This window comes from Actinoallomurus iriomotensis (assembly GCF_030269445.1).
Taxonomy (GTDB): Bacteria; Actinomycetota; Actinomycetes; order Streptosporangiales; family Streptosporangiaceae; genus Actinoallomurus; species Actinoallomurus iriomotensis.
Genome location: NZ_BSTJ01000004.1, coordinates 644467 through 665226, shown reverse-complemented (window position 1 = coordinate 665226; position 20760 = coordinate 644467). Strand labels below are relative to the sequence as shown.

Annotated in this window: 19 protein-coding genes; 13 read left to right on the top strand and 6 right to left on the bottom strand. The window is 72.0% G+C overall.

Annotated features, from left to right (window positions below):
- Positions 1–256: 256 nt before the first annotated feature.
- Positions 257–2020 carry an ABC transporter ATP-binding protein gene (locus QSK37_RS20390; protein ID WP_285623336.1) on the top strand — a complete coding sequence of 588 codons (1764 nt, stop codon included), beginning with the start codon at positions 257–259 and terminating at the stop codon, positions 2018–2020.
- A 35-nt stretch (positions 2021–2055) separates the two neighbouring features.
- On the opposite strand, the gene QSK37_RS20385 is transcribed toward QSK37_RS20390, so the two are convergent.
- The 4 genes from QSK37_RS20385 to QSK37_RS20370 all read right to left on the bottom strand — a co-directional run bounded on the left by QSK37_RS20385 (position 2056) and on the right by QSK37_RS20370 (position 6112).
- The gene (locus QSK37_RS20385; protein ID WP_285623334.1) at positions 2056–3726 is read right to left on the bottom strand and encodes an FAD-binding dehydrogenase; all 1671 of its coding nucleotides are present in this window, start codon (positions 3724–3726) and stop codon (positions 2056–2058) included.
- Between the two features lie 81 nt (positions 3727–3807).
- Complete coding sequence (locus QSK37_RS20380) at positions 3808–4032, bottom strand: hypothetical protein (protein ID WP_285623332.1); 225 nt, start codon at positions 4030–4032, stop codon at positions 3808–3810.
- A 74-nt stretch (positions 4033–4106) separates the two neighbouring features.
- Positions 4107–5447 (bottom strand): sensor histidine kinase, encoded by a 1341-nt coding sequence (locus QSK37_RS20375; protein WP_285623330.1) that lies wholly within the window; start codon positions 5445–5447, stop codon positions 4107–4109.
- Complete coding sequence (locus tag QSK37_RS20370; protein ID WP_285623328.1) at positions 5444–6112, bottom strand: response regulator transcription factor; 669 nt, start codon at positions 6110–6112, stop codon at positions 5444–5446. The genes QSK37_RS20375 and QSK37_RS20370 overlap by 4 nt, the downstream gene beginning before the upstream one ends.
- 118 nt (positions 6113–6230) lie before the next feature.
- Here QSK37_RS20370 and QSK37_RS20365 point away from each other — a divergent pair, with 118 nt between their 5' ends.
- Genes QSK37_RS20365 through QSK37_RS20340 form a run of 6 tightly spaced genes read left to right on the top strand, consistent with a single transcriptional unit; the run spans position 6231 to position 10156 of the window.
- Entirely contained in the window at positions 6231–6728 is a 498-nt protein-coding gene (locus QSK37_RS20365) for a DUF2231 domain-containing protein (protein ID WP_285623325.1), read from the top strand.
- 54 nt (positions 6729–6782) lie between these two features.
- Positions 6783–7091 carry a hypothetical protein gene (locus tag QSK37_RS20360; RefSeq protein ID WP_285623323.1) on the top strand — a complete coding sequence of 103 codons (309 nt, stop codon included), beginning with the start codon at positions 6783–6785 and terminating at the stop codon, positions 7089–7091.
- Entirely contained in the window at positions 7091–8014 is a 924-nt protein-coding gene (locus QSK37_RS20355; protein WP_285623320.1) for an FAD:protein FMN transferase, read from the top strand. Before QSK37_RS20360 ends, QSK37_RS20355 begins: the two co-directional genes overlap by 1 nt.
- Positions 8011–8682 (top strand): hypothetical protein, encoded by a 672-nt coding sequence (locus QSK37_RS20350; RefSeq protein ID WP_285623318.1) that lies wholly within the window; start codon positions 8011–8013, stop codon positions 8680–8682. Before QSK37_RS20355 ends, QSK37_RS20350 begins: the two co-directional genes overlap by 4 nt.
- The gene (locus QSK37_RS20345) at positions 8679–9956 is read left to right on the top strand and encodes an NADH-ubiquinone oxidoreductase-F iron-sulfur binding region domain-containing protein (RefSeq protein WP_285623315.1); all 1278 of its coding nucleotides are present in this window, start codon (positions 8679–8681) and stop codon (positions 9954–9956) included. Before QSK37_RS20350 ends, QSK37_RS20345 begins: the two co-directional genes overlap by 4 nt.
- Positions 9953–10156, top strand: coding sequence for a ferredoxin (locus QSK37_RS20340; RefSeq protein ID WP_285623313.1), 204 nt, complete (start codon positions 9953–9955; stop codon positions 10154–10156). Before QSK37_RS20345 ends, QSK37_RS20340 begins: the two co-directional genes overlap by 4 nt.
- Before the next feature lie 13 nt (positions 10157–10169).
- Here the strand turns inward: QSK37_RS20340 and QSK37_RS20335 are convergent, their stop codons facing one another.
- Positions 10170–11618, bottom strand: a complete 1449-nt coding sequence (locus tag QSK37_RS20335) for a glycoside hydrolase family 28 protein (protein WP_285623311.1) — start codon at positions 11616–11618, stop codon at positions 10170–10172.
- A 57-nt stretch (positions 11619–11675) separates the two neighbouring features.
- Positions 11676–12773 carry an FCD domain-containing protein gene (locus QSK37_RS20330; protein WP_285623309.1) on the bottom strand — a complete coding sequence of 366 codons (1098 nt, stop codon included), beginning with the start codon at positions 12771–12773 and terminating at the stop codon, positions 11676–11678.
- 189 nt (positions 12774–12962) lie between these two features.
- Between QSK37_RS20330 and QSK37_RS20325 the strand changes: the two genes are divergently transcribed.
- The 6 genes from QSK37_RS20325 to QSK37_RS20300 are packed head-to-tail and all read left to right on the top strand — an operon-like array spanning position 12963 to position 20724.
- Complete coding sequence (locus tag QSK37_RS20325; protein ID WP_285623307.1) at positions 12963–14231, top strand: ABC transporter substrate-binding protein; 1269 nt, start codon at positions 12963–12965, stop codon at positions 14229–14231.
- Complete coding sequence (locus tag QSK37_RS20320; RefSeq protein ID WP_285623306.1) at positions 14228–15124, top strand: carbohydrate ABC transporter permease; 897 nt, start codon at positions 14228–14230, stop codon at positions 15122–15124. The genes QSK37_RS20325 and QSK37_RS20320 overlap by 4 nt, the downstream gene beginning before the upstream one ends.
- Positions 15121–16035: a carbohydrate ABC transporter permease gene (locus tag QSK37_RS20315; protein ID WP_285623303.1), complete on the top strand. Its 915-nt coding sequence runs from the start codon at positions 15121–15123 to the stop codon at positions 16033–16035. Before QSK37_RS20320 ends, QSK37_RS20315 begins: the two co-directional genes overlap by 4 nt.
- 3 nt (positions 16036–16038) lie before the next feature.
- Complete coding sequence (locus QSK37_RS20310) at positions 16039–17985, top strand: DUF8034 domain-containing protein (RefSeq protein WP_285623300.1); 1947 nt, start codon at positions 16039–16041, stop codon at positions 17983–17985.
- A 17-nt stretch (positions 17986–18002) separates the two neighbouring features.
- Positions 18003–18788, top strand: coding sequence for an RraA family protein (locus tag QSK37_RS20305; protein WP_285623298.1), 786 nt, complete (start codon positions 18003–18005; stop codon positions 18786–18788).
- Between the two features lie 49 nt (positions 18789–18837).
- Positions 18838–20724 (top strand): right-handed parallel beta-helix repeat-containing protein, encoded by a 1887-nt coding sequence (locus QSK37_RS20300; protein WP_285623296.1) that lies wholly within the window; start codon positions 18838–18840, stop codon positions 20722–20724.
- The last annotated feature ends 36 nt before the right edge of the window (positions 20725–20760 follow it).

Here is a 20760-nt window from a genome sequence, read left to right as displayed (position 1 = left end):
GGTCTCGGCTGATTCTCAGTGTCGGTTCCTAATGTCATTCCTGTCAGCGCCGAAAGGCGACGAAGGGGTACTGAAAGGACCCGATGATGAGTTTCCGCAAACTGCCCGTGCCGCGTAAGAACCGCAAGGTCGAGCCGCCGCGCAAGCCGGCGCCCAAGCGCCACAAGAAGCCGGCCAAGCGGACGTCCCGCTGACGAATCAACGAGGGAACGGGGAGCCGGCGACCGCCGGCTCCCTTCTCGTCGCGGGAGGGAACATGGAATCGCGATCGAAGGCTCCGCGGAATGGCGTCTCCGCCCGGGAGGCGTTCCGCCGATTCTGGCCGTACACGCGCGGGATCCGCCGGTGGCTCGTCGTCGGCGCGCTGCTGCTGGTCCTGGCCGCCGCCGGCGAGGCCGCCGCGATCTGGATCTTCGGCCTCATCACCGACCACGTGCTGGCCGCGAAGAACCTGGCCGCGTTCTGGACGCCCGCCCTCGTGTGGCTGCAACTGTCGGTGCTGACCGCCGTCGCCTCCTTCGGCGGCGACTACCTCACCGCCCTCGTGGGCGAGCGCTTCCTCCTGCGGCTGCGGGACTCGGTCTTCGCCCACGTCCAGCGGCTGTCGCCCGACTTCTTCGACCGTGGCCGGACCGGCGACCTGATGGTGCGGCTGACCGACGATGTCGAGGCGATCGAGCAGTTCGTCGCCTCCGGGCTGATCAAGACCGTCACCTCCGTCGTCAGCGCGGTCTTCTTCGCGGGCGCGGCGCTGTACGTCCGCTGGGACCTGGCCCTCGTCTCGTTCGCGCTCGCGCCGCTGTTCTGGCTCGCCGTGCGACGCTTCACCGCGCGGTTCCGGGAGACGGCGGTACGGGAGCGAGAGAGCAACGGCGCCATGACGAGCGTCGTCGAGGAGAGCCTGTCCAACCACGCCCTCGTGCAGGCGTACAACCGGCAGCCGGCCGAGCGGCGGCGTCTGCACCGCGAGGGGCTGACGTGGCTGGAGGCGAAGATGGCGGAGAACCGGCTGTCCGCGCTGTACGAGCCGCTCGTCCAGGTGATCGAGACGGTGTGCGTCCTGCTCGTCCTCGGCTTCGGCGCCTGGGAGCTCGCGCGTGGCCGCGTCACGCTCGGCGGCCTGCTCGCCTTCGCGGCCTACCTCGGCTACCTGTACCCGCCTCTCCAGAGCCTGGGCGACGTGGGCCTGACCGCCTCCGAGGCGGCGGCCAGCGCCGACCGGATCATCGAGATCATGGAGACACCGCCCGCGGTCGCCGACCCCCCGGTGCCCCGTACCCGCGCCGCGCGCCGCGGACGGGTGGCCTTCGACGGCGTCACCTTCCGCTATCCGGGAGGCGGCCGGCCCGCGCTGGAGGAGTTCTCCTTCCGCGCCGGGCCGGAGGAACTCGTCCTCGTCACCGGCCCCAGCGGCGCGGGCAAGTCCACGATCGCCAGGCTGCTGCTGCGGTTCTACGACCCCGAACGCGGGCGGATCCGGCTGGACGGCGTCGACATCCGCGAACTCTCCCTGACGACCCTGCGCGACACCGTCACCGTGCTGCAGCAGGAGACCATGCTCTTCCCCGGATCGGTGCGCGACAACATCGCGTACGGCCGCCCGGACGCCACCGAAGAGCAGATCGTCGCCGCCGCGCGCGCCGCCGAGGCCCACGACTTCGTCACCGCCCTGCCCGAGGGCTACGACACGCCGGTCGGCCGCCAGGGCCGCCTGCTGTCCGGCGGACAGCGCCAGCGGATCGCCATCGCCCGCGCGATGCTGCGGGACGCCCCGGTGCTCATCCTCGACGAACCGACCACCGGCCTGGACGCCCCGACCGCCCGCCGCGTCCTCGCCCCGCTGCGCCGCCTCATGGCGGGCCGCACGACCATCCTGATCACCCATGACCTCCATCTGGCCCCGGAGGCGGATCGGATCGTCGTCCTGGAGGGAAGACCGTCCACCGGAAGCGGGCCCGCGGCCCCGAGAGAGGTCGCCCGCCGGTACGGACGCACGCCGGAGGCCGCGTCACGAGGATGACCCCATTGCCCGTCGGGGCCGCGACGGGCCTCGGGTCAGGCGGTGGCCGCCGCGGCGGCGCGGCCCGCCTTGCGGCCGGAGAACAGGCAGCCGCCGAGGAAGGTGCCCTCCAGGGCGTTGTAGCCGTGCACGCCTCCGCCGCCGAAGCCGGCGACCTCCCCGGCCGCGTACAGGCCGTCCACGGGCTGCCCGTCCGGGCCGAGGGCGCGGGAGTCGAGGTCGGTCTGGATGCCGCCGAGCGTCTTGCGGGTGAGGATGTGGAGTTTCACGCCGATCAGCGGCCCGGCCTGCGGGTCGAGGATGCGGTGCGGGGCCGCGGCGCGGCCGAGCCGGTCGCCGATGTAGCGGCGCGCGTTGCGGATCCCCTGGATCTGGGAGTCCTTGCTGTACGGGTTGGCGATCTGCAGGTCGCGGGCCTCGATCTGGCGACGCAGCACGGCCGGGTCCAGCAGCGGCTCGCCGGTCAGCTTGTTCATCTTCGTCACCAGGTCGTCCAGCGTCGCGGAGACCACGAAGTCGGCGCCGCGGCGCTTGAACGCCTCCACCGGGCCGGGCACTCCACGGGAGAGACGTTCGCGGAGGACCGCCTTGCGGTCGCCGCTGGTGAGGTCGGGGTTCTGCTCCGACCCCGACAGCGCGAACTCCTTCTGGATGATCTTCTGGGTGACGACGAACCACGAGTGGTCGTACCCGGCGATGTCCGGGGTGGTGCGCAGGTACTTCAGCGTGCCGAGGGTGTCGTAGCCGGGCAGGCAGGGGTCGGGCAGGCGGCGGCCCAGCGCGTCGAACCACATCGGGGAGGGTCCCGGCAGGATGCGGATGCCGTGGCCGGGCCAGACGGGGTCCCAGTTGCGCACTCCCTCGGTGTAGTGCCACATCCGGTCGCGGTTGACGAGCCGCACGCCCGCGTCGGCGGTGATGTCCAGCATCCGCCCGTCCACGTAGGCCGGCACCCCGGTGACCATGTTCTTCGGCGCGGTGCCCAGGCGTTCGGGCCAGTAGCGCCGCACGATGTCGTGGTCGGCGCCGATCCCTCCGCTGGCGACGATGACCGCCTGCGCGCTCAGCTCGAACGTTCCCGCCGCGTCGCGGTTGCTGGCGACCCCGCGCGCCGAGTCGTCCCCGGCGAGCACGGTGCCGCGGACCCCGGTGACGGCGCCGTCGTGGACGATGAGCTCGTCGACCCGGTGACGGTGGTGGAACGTCAGCAGACCGGCGTCGGCCGCCTCGAGGGCACTGCGCACGAACGGCCGCACGACGCCGGTTCCGGTGCCCCAGGCGATGTGGAAGCGCGGCACGGAGTTGCCGTGGCCGTCCGCGCGCAGGTCGCCGCGCTCGGCCCAGCCGACCGCCGGCGTGAGCTCGATGCCGTGGCCGGCGAGCCAGGAGCGCTTCTCCCCGGCGGCGAACTCGACGTACGCGCGGGCCCAGCGCACCGCCCAGGAGTCCTCGTCGTCCAGCCGGTCGAACCCCGCGCTGCCCTGCCAGTCGTTCCACGCGAGATCGAAGGAGTCCTTGATCCGCAGGCGCCGCTGCTCGGGCGAGTCGACGAGGAACAGCCCGCCGAAGGACCAGTAGGCCTGACCGCCGAGGTTGGCGGCGTTCTCCTGATCCACCAGCGCCACCTTCCGGCCCCGGCTGGTGAGCTCGTGCGCCGCGACCAGTCCTGCCAGCCCGGCTCCGACCACGATGACGTCCGCGTCCACGGCGGCGCTCCCTTCCGGCCCGAAGATGGTGATGCGCCATCGTAGATCCCGCGCCGGCGAACCGGCAGCGGGCCCCGGGCGTCAGCCGGCGTACGCGATGACGAACGCGAGGGCGACCAGGGCCAGGACCAGCGCGACGCCGGCCACGGGCGACACCCCGCGCGTCCGCCCGCCGCTCACCACGGGCGGGATGAACCCGCCGTCGCCGGCGTGATGGTGATGGTGGTGGCCGGCACCGCCGCCGTGGTGGTGCCCTCCGCTGAAGCCGCCGTGGTGGCCTACGGATCCTCCGCCGTCATGTGACATGAGTGGCTCCTTCCCTTTCCCGATCCGATGCCGGATTCCGGACTCAGGTTCCCGTTGCCGGGCCCCGGAAACCGTTATCGGGCCGCGGCCGGGAGGTCGAGCGTCACGGTGAGTCCACCGCCCGGAGTGTCGGACAGCCGCACCGTTCCGCCGTCGGCGGTGATGAGCCGGTGGACGATCGCCAGGCCGAGTCCGGTACCGGCCGGACTGCCGCTGCGGAAGCGCCGGAACGCCTCGGCCATGGCCTTGGCGCTCATCCCGGGGCCGTCGTCGGCCACGGTGACATGCGTCCGGCGGCCGGAGCGGCGGACGTCGAGCCGTACGTGCCCGCCCGGCGGCGTGGCGGTCAGCGCGTTGTCGACGAGGTTGTCGATCACCTGCTCGAGGTGGGCGGGGACGGCGTGGGCCGCGACCGGGCGGCGCGTCTCGACGGACAGGCGCACACCGCGCTCGGCGGCGACCGGCCGCCATGCCTCGGCCCGTTCGTCCAGCATGCGGGTCATCGCCACATGCTCCGGCGTCTCGGTGACGTTCTCGGCTCGTGCGACGGCGAGCAGGCCGTCGACCATCCGCGACAGGCGGGCGAGCTCGTCGAGGGCGCCGTCGAAGTCGGTGGCGTCGGTGGTCTCGGCAGAGAGGAGTTCCATGCGCAGCCGCAACGCGGCCAGCGGCGTCCGGAGCTGGTGGGAGACGTCGGCGATCATGGTGCGGTGGTCGTCGACGAGGCCCTCCAGGCGGGCGGCCATGACGTTGAAGCGCTCGGCGAGCCGCCGTACCTCGGCGGGCTGCCGCGGCGGGTCGGCGCGCGCGGTCAGGTCGCCGGTGCCGAGGGACTCGGCGGCGACCTCCAGGGCGCGCAGCGGGCGGCCGGCCCAGCGGGCGAGCGTCATGGCGAGGACGACCGCCGCGATCACCGCGAGCACGGCGACCATCGCGAGGCGGCCCCACAGCCACATCACGCGCTCGTGCAGCGGGTCGAGCGGCCGGGACAGCAGGACGGCGCCGGCCACCGCCTCGGCATGCCCGTTCACCGGCACCGCGGCGATGAGCCGGTCGCCGTCCCGGGTCAGGCGGGTCCGGCCGGCCAGCGCCGGCGCCGCCCGCGCCGGGGTGTACAGCCCGGTGTCCCCACCGGCCACGACGTGCCCGTCGTCGTCCGTCACGGCGACGGTCAGCCGCGCGCCGTCCTCGTTCTCGGCGCGCAGCGCACGCAGCGTCCGGGGCAGCATGGTGGACTTCTCATGGTCGGCGATCTGCTCTTCGGACGCCGCCGCGAGCGTGTGCGCGATGGTGAGGGTGCCGGTCCGGTAGTCGTGCTCGTGCTGGTTCGCCATCGCGAAGCCGAGCGGCAGCAGCGCGCCGAGCAGCAGACCGCCGGTGAGGACCAGCAGCGCCGCGAGGATCCGGCTGGTCACTGCGGGTCCCCGAGGCGGAAACCGCGCGCGTAGACGGTCACGATCGCCGATGGATCACCGAGCTTGCGGCGCAGCGCCGCGATGTGCACGTCGAGCACCCGCGTCGGCCCGTACCAGCGGGTGTTCCAGACCCGTTCGATGATCTCCTGCCGCGTCACGACCCGGCCCGGGTCGGTCGCGAGGCACTCCAGGATGTCGAACTCGGTCGGCGTGAGAGGGACCTCCGTTCCGTCGCATGTGACCTGGTGCGTACGCGTGTCGATCCGCAGCCGGCCGTGGGCCAGCACCTGCGTGCCGGTGATCCGGCTGCGGCGCAGGACGGCGCGGATCCGGGCGGTCAGCTCCGCGAACCCGAACGGCTTGACGAGGTAGTCGTCGGCGCCCGCGTCGAGCGCGGCGACCCGGTCGGGTTCCTCGCCGCGCGCGGTGATCACCAGGATCGCCGCGTCGGACCGCGCCCGCAGTTCGAGGCAGAGCTCGACACCGTCGCCGTCGGGCAGGCCGAGGTCGAGCAGGACGACGTCGTAGTCCTCGGCCGACCGTGCCTCCTCGGCGGTGGCGACGGTCCGGGTCGTGTAGCCCACGCGCGTCAACCCCCGGTCGAGCGAGCCGGCGATCCCGGAATCGTCCTCCACGATCAGTATCCGTGCAGAAGCGCTGGTCACGGTCTTACCGTACGGGCATTCCAGGTATCTGAACGACTTCCGAACATTTCCCTTACCCGCTCCTGGCACCTCCCCCGAGAGGCTGGAGTACCTCGGACCCCCCTCGAGAAGGACACCGATGTTCTCCACCATCTTCGGCCTGCCCGCGCACCCGCTCGTCGTGCACGCGGTGGTCGTCCTCGTGCCGCTGGCCGCCCTGTCGGCGCTCGTCGTCGCCGTGTGGCCGGCGGCGCGGGACAGGTACGCGCCGGCGGCGCTGGTGATCGCGACACTCGCCCTGATCTCGGTCCCGCTGGCCACGCACACCGGTGAACAGCTGGAGCGCCACGTACGGCCCTCGGCCTTCGTGGAACAGCACACGTCGATGGCGGACGGCCTGCTGCCGTTCGCCGGCCTGCTCTGGCTGGGGCTGGCCGTGCTGGTCGCGGCGCGCCGGCTGGGCGCCACCCGCGAGGTGAGCTGGCCGCGGTACCTCGCCGGTGGGGCGGCGGTGGTCGCGGTGGTCGGCGCGGTCGCCAGCGGCGTTCAGGTCGCACGGATCGGCGACAGCGGCGCCCGCGCGGCGTGGCACGGCGTCGCCACTTCATCCGGGCAGGTCTCCGGGCCGCATCACTGACCCGGCGCACATGGGCCCCCGGCCACCGGCCGGAGGCCGGCAAGGGGAGGGATCATGGACCGCTGGGAACGCTCGCGACGCCGCGCGCGTGACGCCGGGCTCGCCGCGGTGACCAGGTGGACGCGGAGGGCGGTCGCCGCCGGTGTCGTGCTGTCCGGCGTGCTGGGGATGGGCCTGGCCCACCTGCTGCCGGGACAGGCGGCCCCGTCCGACGCGCCCTCCCCGGCCGGGACCGGCGACGCCTCCGGGGGACGGGCGTCGGCCTCGCCCCCAGCCGAGGCGGGCCGGCCCCGGCTCACTCCGCCGCACCGTGCTCCCCGCCCCTCGCACCGGCGTCCCCACGCCACCTCCGGCGGGTCGTGATGGAACGCCGGCGGGACTTCCCGATCTGGGGGATGACCGGGTGCCTGGTGGTGACGGACGCGCGGCGCATGAACGCCGCCTGGTGCGCCCTCCAGGACGAGGTCACGGCGATGGGGAAGGCGTGCGATCGGTTCCGGTCGGACTCCGAGCTGTCGCGGGTCAACGGCGCGTGCGGCCGTCCGGTCGAGGTCTCGCCGCTGTTCGCCGAGACCCTCGGCCGCGCGCTGGCGGTCGCCAGGGCGACCGGCGGCCTGGTCGATCCGACGGTGGGCGGTGCGCTGATCTCCGCCGGTTACGACCGCGACCTCGCCGAGGTCCGCGGTGGCGCCTCACGGCCGTACGTCGTGCCGCGACCGGCGGCGGGCTGGCCCGTCGTCGAGCTGCACGACCGGGTCGTGCGGCTTCCGCGCGGGGTCAGCCTCGACCTGGGGGCGACGGCCAAGGCGCTCGCCGTGGACCGGGCGGTCGCGCGGGCCGCGTCCGCCGCCGGATGCGGCGTGCTGGTCGGCCTCGGCGGTGACATCGCGGTGAGCGGCCCGGCGCCGTCCGGAGGCTGGCGGATACGCGTGACGGACGACCACGGAGCCGGGCCGGACGAGCCGGGCCAGACCGTCGTGATCACCGATGGCGGCCTCGCGACGTCGTCGCTCACCGTACGTCACTGGCGGCACGGCGACCGGCGGTGGCACCACATCATCGACCCGTCGACCGGCGCGCCGGCCGGCACGTGGTGGCGCACGGTCAGCGTCGCCGCCGGGAGCTGCCTCGACGCCAACGCCGCGTCCACGGCCGCGCTGGTCGAAGGGCGCGGCGCCGACCGCCGGCTCGCCGAGCAGGCACTGCCAGCCCGTCTGGTCCGGCTGGACGGGACGGTGCTCACCGTGGCCGGCTGGCCGTCCGCCGAGGTCACGGTGCCGCGGTGAACGGACTCCTGTGGTACTCCACCCGCGCGACCGGCGAGGTCGCCCTGCTGTTCCTCACCGGCGTGGTCGTCCTCGGGGTGCTGTCGGCGGTGCGGTTCGGGGGACGGCGTGTTCCCCGCTTCGTGATCGCCGGGATGCACCGCAACCTCACCCTCGCCGGCCTGGGCTTCCTGGCCGTGCACGCCGGCACCGCGATCCTCGACTCGTACGCGCCGATCGACCTCGCCGACGCGGTGGTGCCGTTCGCCTCCGCCTACCGTCCGATCTGGCTCGGCCTGGGCACGGTCGCCTTCGACACGCTCCTGATCCTCACCGTGACCAGCCTGCTCCGTACGAGGATCGGCGTGCGCCGGTGGCGGGTCCTGCACTGGTCGGCGTACGCGTGCTGGGTGACCGCGTTCGTCCACGCCCTGGGTACGGGCAGCGACGTCCGCGTCCCGGTCTTCCTCCTGCTCGCCGGGGTGTGCGGTGCCGTCGTGCTCGCGGTGGTGGCGTGGCGGATCGCCGCGCCGGGGCCGCGCCGCCGCGGTCTCCGCGCCGGCGCGGCCCTGACCGCGCTGATCGTGCTGGTGTTCGTCATCGGCTGGAGCGCCGACGGCCCGCTCCGGCCCGGCTGGGCGAAGCGGGCGGGAACCCCCGCGCGAACGCCAGACTCCGCGGGGCGATGACGGCCCCCGCGACGGCTCCGTCCGAGCGGCGTCTGCTGGCCGGGTACCACGCGCTCGGCCGGCCCGCCGGGCTGCGCGACCATCGGGCGCGGTACGGCGCCCTGCCGTCCCTGGGCCCGGAGCCGGGGGAGCGAGCCGGGACACGGCTGATCGGTCTTCTCGACGAGGCCGGGCTGACCGGGCGTGGGGGAGGCGCGTTCCCCACCGGGCGCAAGCTGCGCTCGGTGGCCGAGTCGGGACGCTCCCCGGTCGTGGTGGTCAACGCGGCCGAGGGAGAGCCTTTGAGCGGCAAGGACCGGCTGCTGCTCGCGGTGGCGCCGCACCTCGTGCTGGACGGAGCCGTCCTCGCCGCGTCGGCACTGCGGGCCCGGCGGATCGCGGTGTGCGTGCACTCGGCCGAGTCGGCCGCGCAGGTGGAGAGCGCCCTGGCCGAGCGCGGGCCCGTACGGTCCGTGGCCGTGCGGGTGGTGCGAGTGCCGGGGCGGTACGTCGCGAGCGAGGAGACGGCGCTGGTGAACCACCTGAGCGGCCGCGAGGCCAAGCCGGCGTTCACCCCGCCCCGCCCGTTCGAGCGAGGGGTCGGCGGACGCCCCACGCTGGTCGCCAACGCGGAGACCTACGCCCACATCGCCCTCATCGCCCGTTACGGGCCCCGCTGGTTCCGGGCCTGTGGCACGCCGGACGCGCCCGGCACCGCGCTGTTCACCGTGTCGGGCGCCGTGCTGCGCCCCGGCGTGATCGAGGCGCCGCTGGGCACGAGCGTGGCCGGCCTGCTGCGCATGGCCGGCGGCCCCGCCGAGCAGCTGCAGGCGATCCTGACCGGAGGGTACGGGGGAGCGTGGCTGCCGATCCGGCGGGCGCGCACGCCCGCGACCCCCGCGGCGTTCGCGGCGGCCGGAGCGGCGCTCGGACCCGGCATCATCGTCGCCCTGCCCGCCCGCGTGTGCGGGGTGGCGGAGTCCGCGCGGATCATGCGATGGCTCGCCGATGAGACGGCCGGCCAGTGCGGGCCCTGCACCTTCGGGCTCCCGGCCATCGCCGAGGACCTCGCGGCCCTCGCCGACGGACGGGCCGGCGAGACGGTGTGGCGACGGCTCCACGGGCGCCTGTCGGCCGTGGCGGGACGAGGCGCGTGCCGCCACCCGGACGGCGCGGTGCGGTTCGCGACCAGCGCTCTGCGGGTCTTCGGACCGCACCTCGCCGCGCATCGGCATCCCGGAAACTGCCCGGCCGCCCAGGGGCCCGGTCTCCTGCCGACAAGAGGGGGACGATGACCGTGCCGTGGCGGCTGCGTCTCAACCCGATCCTGTGCACCGGGCACGCCCTGTGCGCCGAACTGCTGCCCGAGGTGATCGTCCTGGACGAGTGGGGCTACCCGATCCTGAGCCCCGTGCCGGACGAACTGCTGTCCCTGGCCCGCCGTGCCGTCGCCGACTGCCCGACGCTGGCACTGGCGATCGAGCCCGCGCCCTGACCGGACGTCGCGCTCACGGTGTCGTGGCCGTGGCCGTGCCCATGGCCGTCGGAGTGCCGTTGACCACGACGCGGCGGGCCGTGACGCCGGTGGTGTTCTGCACGAGCGGCTGGTTCGCGGCCTGGTCGAACCTCAGGTTCGTCAGGCGTACGTCGTGCACGGGCGCGGTCTCGACGCCGCGGATCCGGATGGGGTGGTCGCACTGCCCGGTGACCGACCAGTTCTTCGCCGACAGCCGCGACACGTCCGGGTACAGGTCGCCGCCCGCACCGCCCTGGTAGGTGAAGGTGACCTCGAACGGCACGTACGTCCAGGCCGGGCACGAGACGTCCGAGACGCTGATGTCCCGGATGTACCCGCCGCGTGTCGAGGTCGACTTGACCGACAGGATCCACTGGACGCTCGCCTCGTCCAGGGACGGGTCGAGGGGAATCCGGAGCCGGCGGGCCACCACGTCGGACACGCCGGCGCTCATCTCGCTGCCGATCGCCACCGCGCCACCGCCGCTGCGGAACACGCAGTCCTCGATGAGGATGTTCTTCGACGGCACGCCGACCCGGCGGCCGTCCTGGTCGCGGCCGGACTTGATCGCGATGCAGTCGTCGTGGGTGGCGAACGTCGTCCCGCGGATGACCACGTCCTGGCAGGAGTCGGGGTCGCAGCCGTCGCCGTTCGGCCCGAGGCTGTCGATCGAGACGTCGCGGATCGTGACGTTCTTGCACAGCACCGGATGGATGTTCCACATCGGGGACCGGCGCAGGGTGACGCCCTCGATGAGGACGTTCTGGCACGAGTGCGGCTGGATGAAGCTCGGGCGCAGGTAGTGGCCGTCGCCGAACACCCGCTGGTCGAGCGGCGTGCCGTCCTCGCCCATCTTCTCCAGCGCGGCCCAGTCCGCCCGCTGGTTGGGCATCCCGGACTTCCAGCCGTACTGCCCGGAGCCGATCCAGAACCACCAGTGCGCGTTGTCGCCCTGCGCGTCGAGGACGCCCCGGCCGGTCACCGCGATGTCCCGCTGGCGGTAGGCGTAGATCAGCGGGGAGTAGTTGTAGACCTCGACGCCCTGCCAGCGCGTGAGCACGACCGGGAGGTAGTCGGCGGGGTCGGTGCTGAAGAGCAGCGTCGCCCCCTCCTCCACGTGGAGGTCGACCCGGCTCAGCAGATGGATGGGGCCGGTGGCCCAGCGGCCGGGCGGGACGAGCACGTGGCCGCCGCCGGCGGCGTGGCAGGCGCGGACGGCCGCGTCGATCGCGCGCGTGCAGTCGGTGGTGCCGTCGCCGACCGCGCCGTAGGAGTCGATCCGGAACCAGGCGTCGGGAAAGCGCGGAGGGCGTACCCGCGCCACGATCGCCGCGGCGTCGTCGGCCTGCGCGGCGGCGCTCGGCAGGGTGCCCAGCAGCGGCAGCCCGCCTGCCATCAGCGCGCCCATCCGGAGTACGTCTCGTCTTACGGGTCGGGCCATGGAGGGCTCCTCGCGGGAGAGGGCAGGAGGGGGTTCCTGCGGTGAGTCGGGGTGGTGTCAGGTACGGGTGGACTCGCCTCGCACGTGTTTCGCGAACAGGCGCCCGGCCTCATCCGGGTCGCCGCCGGCCAGGGCGGCCACGAGAGTCGCGTGATTTTCGGCCATGGCCACCCAGTCACCCGCGTACAGCGGGTTCCCGAGCACGTGCAGGCCCCAGAGGCTGGGTTCGATCATGCGCCAGACGCGGAGCAGGAAGGAGTTGCCGCTGGCCGCGCAGACGTCACGGTGGAACGCCATGTCGGCGTCGCGGAAGCCGCCGATGTCGCCGTGGCCCGCGGCCCGGCGCATCCGCTCGACGTCATCGGTGAGCCGCTGCAGAGCCTGCGGTTCGATGCACATCGTCGCGCTGCGGGCGGCGTGTTCTTCCAGCAGGAGACGGACGTCGCGGACCTCGCGGGCCTGCTCCTCGGAGACCTGCGTGACGTAGTTGCCCCGGTGGGGCAGGTAGCGGACCAGGCCCTCATGCACCAGCCGTTTGATCGCCTCGCGAGCGGGCGCCTGGCTGGTGCCGAGCCGGCGGGCGATCTCCGACTCGCTGAGGCGCTGGCCCGCCGTGAGCCGCCCCTCGACGATCCAGCGGCGGAGCATCTCGTACACGCGGTCGGACAGCAGCTCGCGCGGGAGCAGGTCGTCGGTGCCGGGAACGGCCTGCGGCTGGGGTGATCCGACCGGCACCGCCGGCGGCCCGGCCTCCTGCACGTCGCGGTAGATGCGGGAGACCGTCGACTGGGACAGGCCGAGGCTGCGGGCGAGCGTATGGGTGGAGGGCACGGTGCCGCCGCGTTCGGCCTCGCTGAGCGCGGCGGCGATGAGGCGCTCGGCCTCCTCGCGTTCGACGCTGCGCGGGCGGCCCGGCCGCGGTGCGTCGGCCAGTCCGTCGAGGCCGTGCTCGGTGTACCGGCTCCGCCACTTGCCGACGGTCGCGGGGCTGACGCCCAGCCGGGTGGCGACGTCCTTGTTGGACAGGCCCTCGGCCAGCGTGAGGACGATCCGGCTACGCAGGCTCAGGGCTCCGTCATCCTGCGCGGCCCACGCCAGCAGCGTCGAGCGGTCCGCGTCACTCAGGGCGAAGGAGGGGTTGGACGTGGTCGTCATCGGATCAGAGTACTCCGCGGATGCATGGACTTATGACTCATTTCGAGTACGAAATGCACTGTACCTCGGTTTGTTACACCAAGGTAACCCTTGACACCGCGCCTCGCCCCCATTTATTAATGCATCGTTACTCGATGATTGACCCATTAGAACGTTGAAGGCCGGGGGGCTCAACGGGGAGGAGGCGTGATGCGCGCACAACACCTGAGCCGGGCTGCCGTCGGAACCGTGCTGGCCCTCGCACTGGCCGCCTGTGGCGGCGGGGGAGGCTTCTCTGGCAAGAGTTCGTCGGACGGCGGTGACAAGGGCACGGTTCGCATGCTCGTCAACATCACCCCGAACCTCACCCAGAGTTACTGGGAGGGGCTCGTCAAGCCGTTCGAGCAGGCGAATCCGGGTGTGGACGTGAAGATCGAGGCGCCGACCGGCAAGACGGTGGCGGACACGCTGCCACAGCAGCTGGCGGCGGGCAATGCTCCGGACGTGGTCGAGACCCTGATGGCGGACCGCACGCTCGCGCCGCAGATGCTCGACCTGACCGACCAGTCGTGGACGAAGGGCACGCCGCTGGTCCAGGAGGCCGCTCTCGGCGGCAGGATCTACACGGTCGGCGTCGGTGAGCAGGCCCAGTCGCTGATCTTCTACAACAAGACCGCCTTCACCAAGGCCGGGATCGCGCAGCCGCCCACGACGCTGGACGAGCTGACCCAGGACATGGGCAAGCTCAAGAGCGCCGGCTACCTTCCACTGCAGACCGCGGGCGACTTCGTCACCGGCCTGCAGATGCTCCAGCTCGCGGACCCCTCGCTCGCCCAGAGCCACCCGCAGTGGTATCAGGACATCCGGGCCAAGCGCCTCAAGGTCGGCGACTCGATGCTGCCCTACCTCAAGCTCTACAAGAGCTGGCTGGACAAGGGCTACCTCGACAAGAACGCGATGGGCCTGAAGTACCCGGACTCCCAGACCAGGTTCTTCTCCGGCAAGTCCGCGATGTACGTCATGGGCAGCTGGTTCACCGCGTCGGAGGCGACGGCCAAGAAGGACTTCGAGGTCGGCGTCTTCCCGGCACCGGTCCAGGCGGGGCAGAAGAGCCCCGGCCCGCAGGGCGCCACCATGGCCGCGCCGTACATGGTCCTGAAGTCGACCAAGCACCGCGCGCTGGCGCTCAAGCTCGTCCAGTGGCTCGTCACCGACAAAGCCGCGGTGACCAGCCAGCTCCAGCAGGACGGCAACTTCCGCAAGGGCTACGACCGGAAGTTCACCCCGCTCGAACAGCAGGTGCAGCAGATCCTCGACGCCGCGCCCTCCGGCGTGCCGCAGGGTGAGGGCTACGGCGACTACACCCTGCCGAGCGGCTTCAACGACGCGTGGAACACCCAGGTGCAGGGCCTCTACGTCGGCCGCTCACCCGAGAAGGTCGCCTCCGCCGTCGACGAGTGGGTCAGCGCGCACTCATGAATTTCGTGAAGCGGACCAAGCGGGCGGGTGACGGTGCCGCCACCCTGCTCATGGTCGTCCCGGCGACCGTGGTCTTCGTGGTCATGCTCGTCGTCCCGGTCGGTCTGGCGTTCTACCTGAGCCTGACCGACTGGGACGGCTACAGCGCCCAGCCGAAGATCATCGGTGGGTCCAACTACACGCACCTGTTCTCGGACCCGGTGATGCGGCACGCCGCGTTCGTCACGCTGCTCGTCGCGGTCGCCGGCACGGCCGGGATGAACCTCCTCGGGCTCGGCTTCGCCCTCCTGGTGAACGGCACGTCACGGATCAACCGGTTCCTGCGCGTGGTGCTGTTCTACCCGCACGTGCTCAGCGCGCTGGTCGTGGGCTTCCTGTGGAGCGCCATCCTCGGCACCACCGGGGCGGTGAACAGCCTGCTCACCGCGCACGGCGGGAGCGTCCTGCCGTTCCTGTCCGATCCCACCTGGGCCCTGATCACGATGATCGCGGTCCTGGTCTGGGCGGGCTTCGGGGTGAACGTCGTGCTCTACCTGGCGGGGCTGCAGGCGGTTCCGCGCTCGCTCGTGGAGGCCGCGCGGATCGACGGCGCCACGCGGTGGCAGGTGTTCCGCCACGTGACGCTGCCGGCGCTCGGGCCGGTCGTGACGGTCAACATCGTCCTGTCGCTGGTGACCCTGCTGAAGACGTACGACCTGGTGGTCTCGCTGACGGCCGGCGGACCGGCCGGGCAGACCCAGACGGTCGCCTACCTCATCCTGTGGAACTCCTTCCATGACAACCGGCTCGGGTTCGGCTCGGCGCAGTCCGTGGTGCTCATGATCGTCACCGGGATCCTCGCCCTGGTCGTCACCCGCATGCGCCGTCGCGGCGAAATGGCGGTCTATTCATGAGCGAGCTGACGGTGACGGAAAGTCGTGCGGAGGAGGGAACGGCCGTCTCGGAGGCGGCCGCTCCCGAGCGGCGGAGCGTCCGGCGGCGCAGCGGACTGCCGCGGGCGGTGTTCCTGGGCCTGGTCGCGATCTTCATGCTGACCCCGCTGTACGTCCTGGTGGTCAACGCGTTCAAGCCGCAGGAAGAGATCCTCGCCAACCCGTTCGGCCTGCCGGTGGGCGCCCTCACCACCCGCTACCTCTCCCACGCGCTGCACAACCCGCAGTTCAACATCGTGCGCGGGTACGCCGTGACCATCCTGTTCGTGGTGGCGGTCAACGTGCTGTCCGTGGCGCTGGCCGGGCCCGTCGCGTACGTCATCGCCCGCAGTTCCCGCCGCCGCTACCGGCTGCTGCTGCTGACCTTCCTGGCCGGCACGTTCATCCCGGGCCAGGTGCTGGTCATCCCGGTCGTGTACGTGCTCAAGACGCTGGGGCTGATGGGCACGATCCGCGGCTTCGTGCTCTTCGAGACCGCGCTCACGCTGCCCTTCTCGGTCTTCCTGTACGCCGGCTACATCGGCACGATCCCGCCGACGCTGGACCAGGCCGCGGCGGTCGACGGCGCCGGGCGGCTGCGGACCTTCTGGAAGATCATCTTCCCGCTCATGCGGCCCGTGGTCGCCACGATGGTCATCCTCAACACCTTCTCGGTGTGGAACGACTTCGTGAACCCGCAGATCATCCTCGGGCCGGGCAGCGGCCTGTACACGGTCACGACGGGCGTCTACGCGGCGGTCAGCCAGTACTCCACCGACTACTCGGTGGTCTTCCCGACGCTGCTGCTGGCGATCGCCCCGCTCCTCGTCTTCTTCGTGGTCATGCAGCGGCACATCATCAGCGGCCTGACGGCCGGCGCGACGAAGGGCTGACCCGTGTCTCAAGATGTCCCGCGTGTAGTGGCGAGTGTGCCCGCCGGGGCGCCGCCGGCCTGGGCGGTGCTGGAGCGCCGGCTGTTCGACGTGCTCGACGAGGCCTGGCGCGCGTTCGCCGCGCACTACTGCCTGCCCGACGGCGCGCTGCGGTACAACGGCGAGATCGCGAGCCGCGACGGCGCCGACGACTTCTACGAGGCGTTCTTCAACTGGCCGGTCCTGTACCAGCTCGGTGGCGCCGACGACCTGCTGGACGCCTGCAAGCACCACTGGGAGGGGGTGACGGCCCAGCTCACCGGATTCGGCTACCTGGTGGACGAGTTCGAGCGCGGCTACGACTGGTTCCATCAGGGCGAGTCCCTGCTGCTGTTCTACGGGATCTGCGCCGCCGACCCCCGCGACGAGAAGTTCGCCGCCCGCGCGCACCGCTTCGCCGAGCTGTACCTGCCGGACTCGCCGACCGGCAACTACGACCCGGAGCACGACATCATCCGCGCGCCGCACAACGGCGGCGGCGGGCCGCGCTACGGCGTCAACGAGGAGTGGGCGTCGTCGTACCGCCCGGACCAGCCGTCGATGCGGCCCTTCGGGCTGCCGCTGCGCGACCTGCCCGGCATCGAGAAGTGGGACGACCTGGCCGACCCGGCGAAGGCCGCCCGCATGGGCGCCGCCATGAACGAGCGGATCGGCCGCGGCGACGTCGCGGTGAACCTGGCCGCCACGAGCCTGGCCACCAACGCCTGGCTGTACGGCCACGAGGACCGGTTCCGCGACTGGGCGCTGCGCTACATGGGCGCGTGGGAGCGCCGGGCCGCCGAGCTGGGCGGGATACTCCCGGACAACGTGGGCCCGTCCGGCCGGGTGGGCGAGCTGCACGGCGGACACTGGTACGGCGGCAACTACGGCTGGCAGTGGCCGCACGGCATCTACAGCGTCGGCGCGGCGGCGGCCGTCGCCGCGGTCAACTCCGTCATCCTCACCGGCGGCACGGACCACCTGGACCTCGGCCGCGGCCCGATCGACCTGGTCCTGGGCGAGAGCCGGCGCGGTTCGGTCAGCGGGACCGACATGAGCATCAGCGACCGGTGGTACGCCGAGCTCGGCGAGGACGCCGCCCGCGAGACCCTGCTCGTGCCGAACCGGCACGACGACGGCGGCTGGTTCGACTTCCAGCCTCCGCAGCTCGGCCTGCCGGTATGGCTGTGGCACGCGGGCATGGCCGAGCCGGACCGCGACCGTCTCGACCGGCTGCGGCGGGAGTCCGGCTACGACTGGCGGGTGGTGCGCGCCTTCCGTAACAAGGAGGAGGCCGGTCACGAGGCGCCGTGGCTGGAGTTCCTGCGCGGCGACAACCCCGGCTTCCCCGAGGCCATGCTCGCCACGGCGCTCGGGCAGGTGCAGCGGCGGATGGCGCTGATCGACGTGGACGAGGTCGACCCCGGCGAGATCCACGTCCACCACTGGCAGCGGCTCAACCCGGTGCTCACCGAGGCGCTGCTCCAGCTCACCACCGGCACGCCGCAGGTCCTCTACAACGGCGGCCTGCTGCCGGCGCGGCTGGCCTACTTCGACGCCGACCGCCGCCGGCCGGGCCTGCCGCCGGACGTGGCGGCGCTCGTCGACGAGGTCGGCCCCGACCGTACCGGCGTCGAGCTCGTGCACACCGGACTGACCGGCACCCGCCGTGTGGTCGTGCAGGCCGGCGCGTTCGGCGAGCACCGGATCACGCGCGCGGTGGTCACCGCCGCGGAGACGGCCTACCCCGGCGACCTGACCTCGTACGTCGCGCCGGACGCGGCCGTCGTCAGCCGGGAGGTCGTGGTCGGCGGATCGCGGATCGAGGTCGTCCTGCCGCCGGGCCGCCGGATCCGGCTCGACCTGCACCTGGCCCCGCGGGCCGTCCGGCCCGCCCATCAGCACGCCGGGACCATCCCGGCGGACGCATGACCATGAAGGAGTCGTCAGTGGAAGACAGCGGCCGAAGTGCCGACGAGGATTCGGTGTGGGACCTGCCCGTACGGGGCGATGCTCCGGAGCCGGCCGACCCCGACCTCGTGCGACGGCTCTCCGCGGTCAGCGCCGCGACGGCCTGCGCCAAGCTGCACGCGCAGGGAATACGCCGGACGTTCGTCGCCGGACCGCGGCCGCTGGAGCCGGGGCAGAAGGTCGCCGGGCGGGCGCTGACCCTGCAGTTCATGCCGCAGCGGGAGGACATCGCCTCCGGTCTCGGCCAGGAGTACATCGAACGGCACACCGCGCTGTGGGCGGTGCTGGAGACCGTCCAGCCCGGTGACGTGCTCGTCGTGCAGGCCTACGGCAGCGCCTACACCGGCTGCTTCGGCGACATGCTGGTCCGCTACTTCAAGCAGAAGGGCGGCGCGGGCATCGTCGTCGACGGCTGCATCCGGGACGCGCCGCGCGTGCGCCAGCTCGGCGTGCCCATCTGGACGACCGGCGTCACCCCGCACTACGCGTCCCAGTCCGAGCTGTTCCCGTGGGCGTACGACGTGCCGATCGCGTGCGGCGGCGTGCTGACGCTGCCCGGCGACCTGGTGGTGGCCGACGACGACGGCGCCGTCATCGTGCCGCGCCGCCGTGCCCGCGAGGTCATCGAGTCGGCCGGCGAGCACGAGGAGTGGGAGAAGTTCAGCCGGTCCCGCATCGAGGACGGCGGCGCGCTCGTCGACTACTACCCGCTCACGCAGGAGACCCGCGCCGAGTACGAACGCTGGCGCGCCGACCGGCACTGACCGCAGGACATCGGGGGGCCCGTTCACCTGTGATCCCGAGGAGGGCTCATTGTTCCGCAGATCCCGTAAGAGATTTCTGCGCGGCGCCGTGTGCGCGGCCGCCGCGCTCGCGTGCCTGACCGTACCGGCGGCCGCCACCGCCGGTGCCGCCGACGCCGGTCAGAGCACCTGCACCCCGAAGCGCTTCTTCGTCTCCACGCAGGGAGATGACGGCGCGAACGGCACGATCGGCAAGCCGTGGAAGACCGTCGAGCACGCGCGTGACGTCATTCGTCAGCGTGGGCTGAACAAGAACATGTCCTGCGACATCCAGGTCGAGCTGCGGGCCGGGGACTACCCGGTGGCGAAGACCATCCAGTTCAACGAGGCCGACTCCGGCAGCAACGGTCACTCGGTCGTCTACCAGAGCTATGACGGCCCGGGGAAGGCGCGCTTCCTCGGCGCCCGGCAGATCACCGGCTGGCAGAAGTACAAGGGCAACATCTACAAGACCCAGGTCGACAAGAACCAGCCCTTCTACACGCTGTACGACAACGGTCAGCGGGCGACGACGGCGCGTACGCCGAACCGCACGTCCACCGAGACGCTCGGCCCGTACTTCCAGGCCGTGGAGAGCTCCGACGACGCGCTGACCAACTCCCAGCAGTGGATGGCCTACAAGGACGGCGACCTGGACCAGAACTGGGACCTGCACGACGCGCAGGTCGTGGTCTGGTCCGGCGGCCACTGGAGCTGGTTCACCGACACCGACCCGATCCTCAACGTCAACTGGACGAAGAAGTTCATCAGTCTTCGCTACCCGACGAGGTTCTCGCTGTACTCCCACGTCGGGTCCAGGTACTTCCTCCAGAACTCCCTCGACTTCCTCGACGAGGCCGGGGAGTACTACCTCGACCACGCCACCGGTGAGCTCTACTACTGGCCGCGCAGCGGCTCGATCGACAACTCGCAGGTCTGGGCGCCGACCGTGCAGACGGTGTTCTCGGTCGCGGGCAGTTCGCCGAACGCCAAGGTGCACGACCTGTCGCTCGACGGGCTGACCGTGCAGTACACCGACTTCACCGACTGGTACCGCTACGGCTGGAACGGCGTCGGCGACTCGGGCGTGATCCACAAGTACCCCGACTACGACCGCCAGATCGAGATGACGCGCAACCGGTACGGGGCCGTCACGCTGACCAACACGACACACGTCGCCCTGCGGCGCATGCACTTCGCCGACACCGGCTGGACCGGCGTGTTCATGCTGTTCGCCAACGACCACGACACGATCTCCGACAGCCTCTTCGAGCGTCTCGGCGGCGACGGCGTCAAGCTCGAGGGCGGCTACCCCGGTGAGGGGAACCTCTCGCACGACAACGTCCTGACCGACAACTTCATCAACTGGGTCGGCGAACTGGTGCCCGGCGACGCCTCCGGCTACGAGGTCGTCGACAGCGGCCACAACGAGCTGAGCAACAGCGTCATCCAGCACAGCGCCCGGTACGCCGTGAGCGTCAAGGCGATCACCACGGTGGCCAACGCGGACAACTACGCCGGCGGCAACGTGCTGAAGTACCTGAAGATCGCGCACGCCGGCCAGGACAGCGGCGACATGGGCGCGATCGACTCCTACGGCGTGCAGAACTTCGAGCCGCACACCATCGAGAGCCAGATGTCGCAGATCACCGTCGACGACGTCAACGCCGACCCGTCGATGCCGGACGTCGTGCCGAGCGGCATCCACATGGACGCCGGCGGCTGCGGCTGGAACTTCAGCAACATCAAGGTCACCAACGCCCAGTACAAGGCGCCCTTCCACGGCGACACGCACTGCAACACGTTCGAGAACGACAGCTGGAACGACGGGTTCGACGAGTCCAAGCTGGAGCTCGACAAGATCGGGGTCACCCCGAACTTCCCGTATCCGCTCCCGGAGAACACCCCGGCCCACTGAGCCGCCGACGCGCCGGGGCGGGCCCGTACGGGGCCC

Coding starts and splice junctions, on each gene's coding strand:
- QSK37_RS20390 (WP_285623336.1), top strand. CDS start 257: ATGGAATCGCGATCGAAGGCTCCGCGGAATGGCGTCTCCGCCCGGGAG.
- QSK37_RS20380 (WP_285623332.1), bottom strand. CDS start 4,032: ATGTCACATGACGGCGGAGGATCCGTAGGCCACCACGGCGGCTTCAGC.
- QSK37_RS20365 (WP_285623325.1), top strand. CDS start 6,231: ATGTTCTCCACCATCTTCGGCCTGCCCGCGCACCCGCTCGTCGTGCAC.
- QSK37_RS20360 (WP_285623323.1), top strand. CDS start 6,783: ATGGACCGCTGGGAACGCTCGCGACGCCGCGCGCGTGACGCCGGGCTC.
- QSK37_RS20355 (WP_285623320.1), top strand. CDS start 7,091: ATGGAACGCCGGCGGGACTTCCCGATCTGGGGGATGACCGGGTGCCTG.
- QSK37_RS20345 (WP_285623315.1), top strand. CDS start 8,679: ATGACGGCCCCCGCGACGGCTCCGTCCGAGCGGCGTCTGCTGGCCGGG.
- QSK37_RS20340 (WP_285623313.1), top strand. CDS start 9,953: ATGACCGTGCCGTGGCGGCTGCGTCTCAACCCGATCCTGTGCACCGGG.
- QSK37_RS20335 (WP_285623311.1), bottom strand. CDS start 11,618: ATGGCCCGACCCGTAAGACGAGACGTACTCCGGATGGGCGCGCTGATG.
- QSK37_RS20330 (WP_285623309.1), bottom strand. CDS start 12,773: ATGACGACCACGTCCAACCCCTCCTTCGCCCTGAGTGACGCGGACCGC.
- QSK37_RS20325 (WP_285623307.1), top strand. CDS start 12,963: ATGCGCGCACAACACCTGAGCCGGGCTGCCGTCGGAACCGTGCTGGCC.
- QSK37_RS20320 (WP_285623306.1), top strand. CDS start 14,228: ATGAATTTCGTGAAGCGGACCAAGCGGGCGGGTGACGGTGCCGCCACC.
- QSK37_RS20315 (WP_285623303.1), top strand. CDS start 15,121: ATGAGCGAGCTGACGGTGACGGAAAGTCGTGCGGAGGAGGGAACGGCC.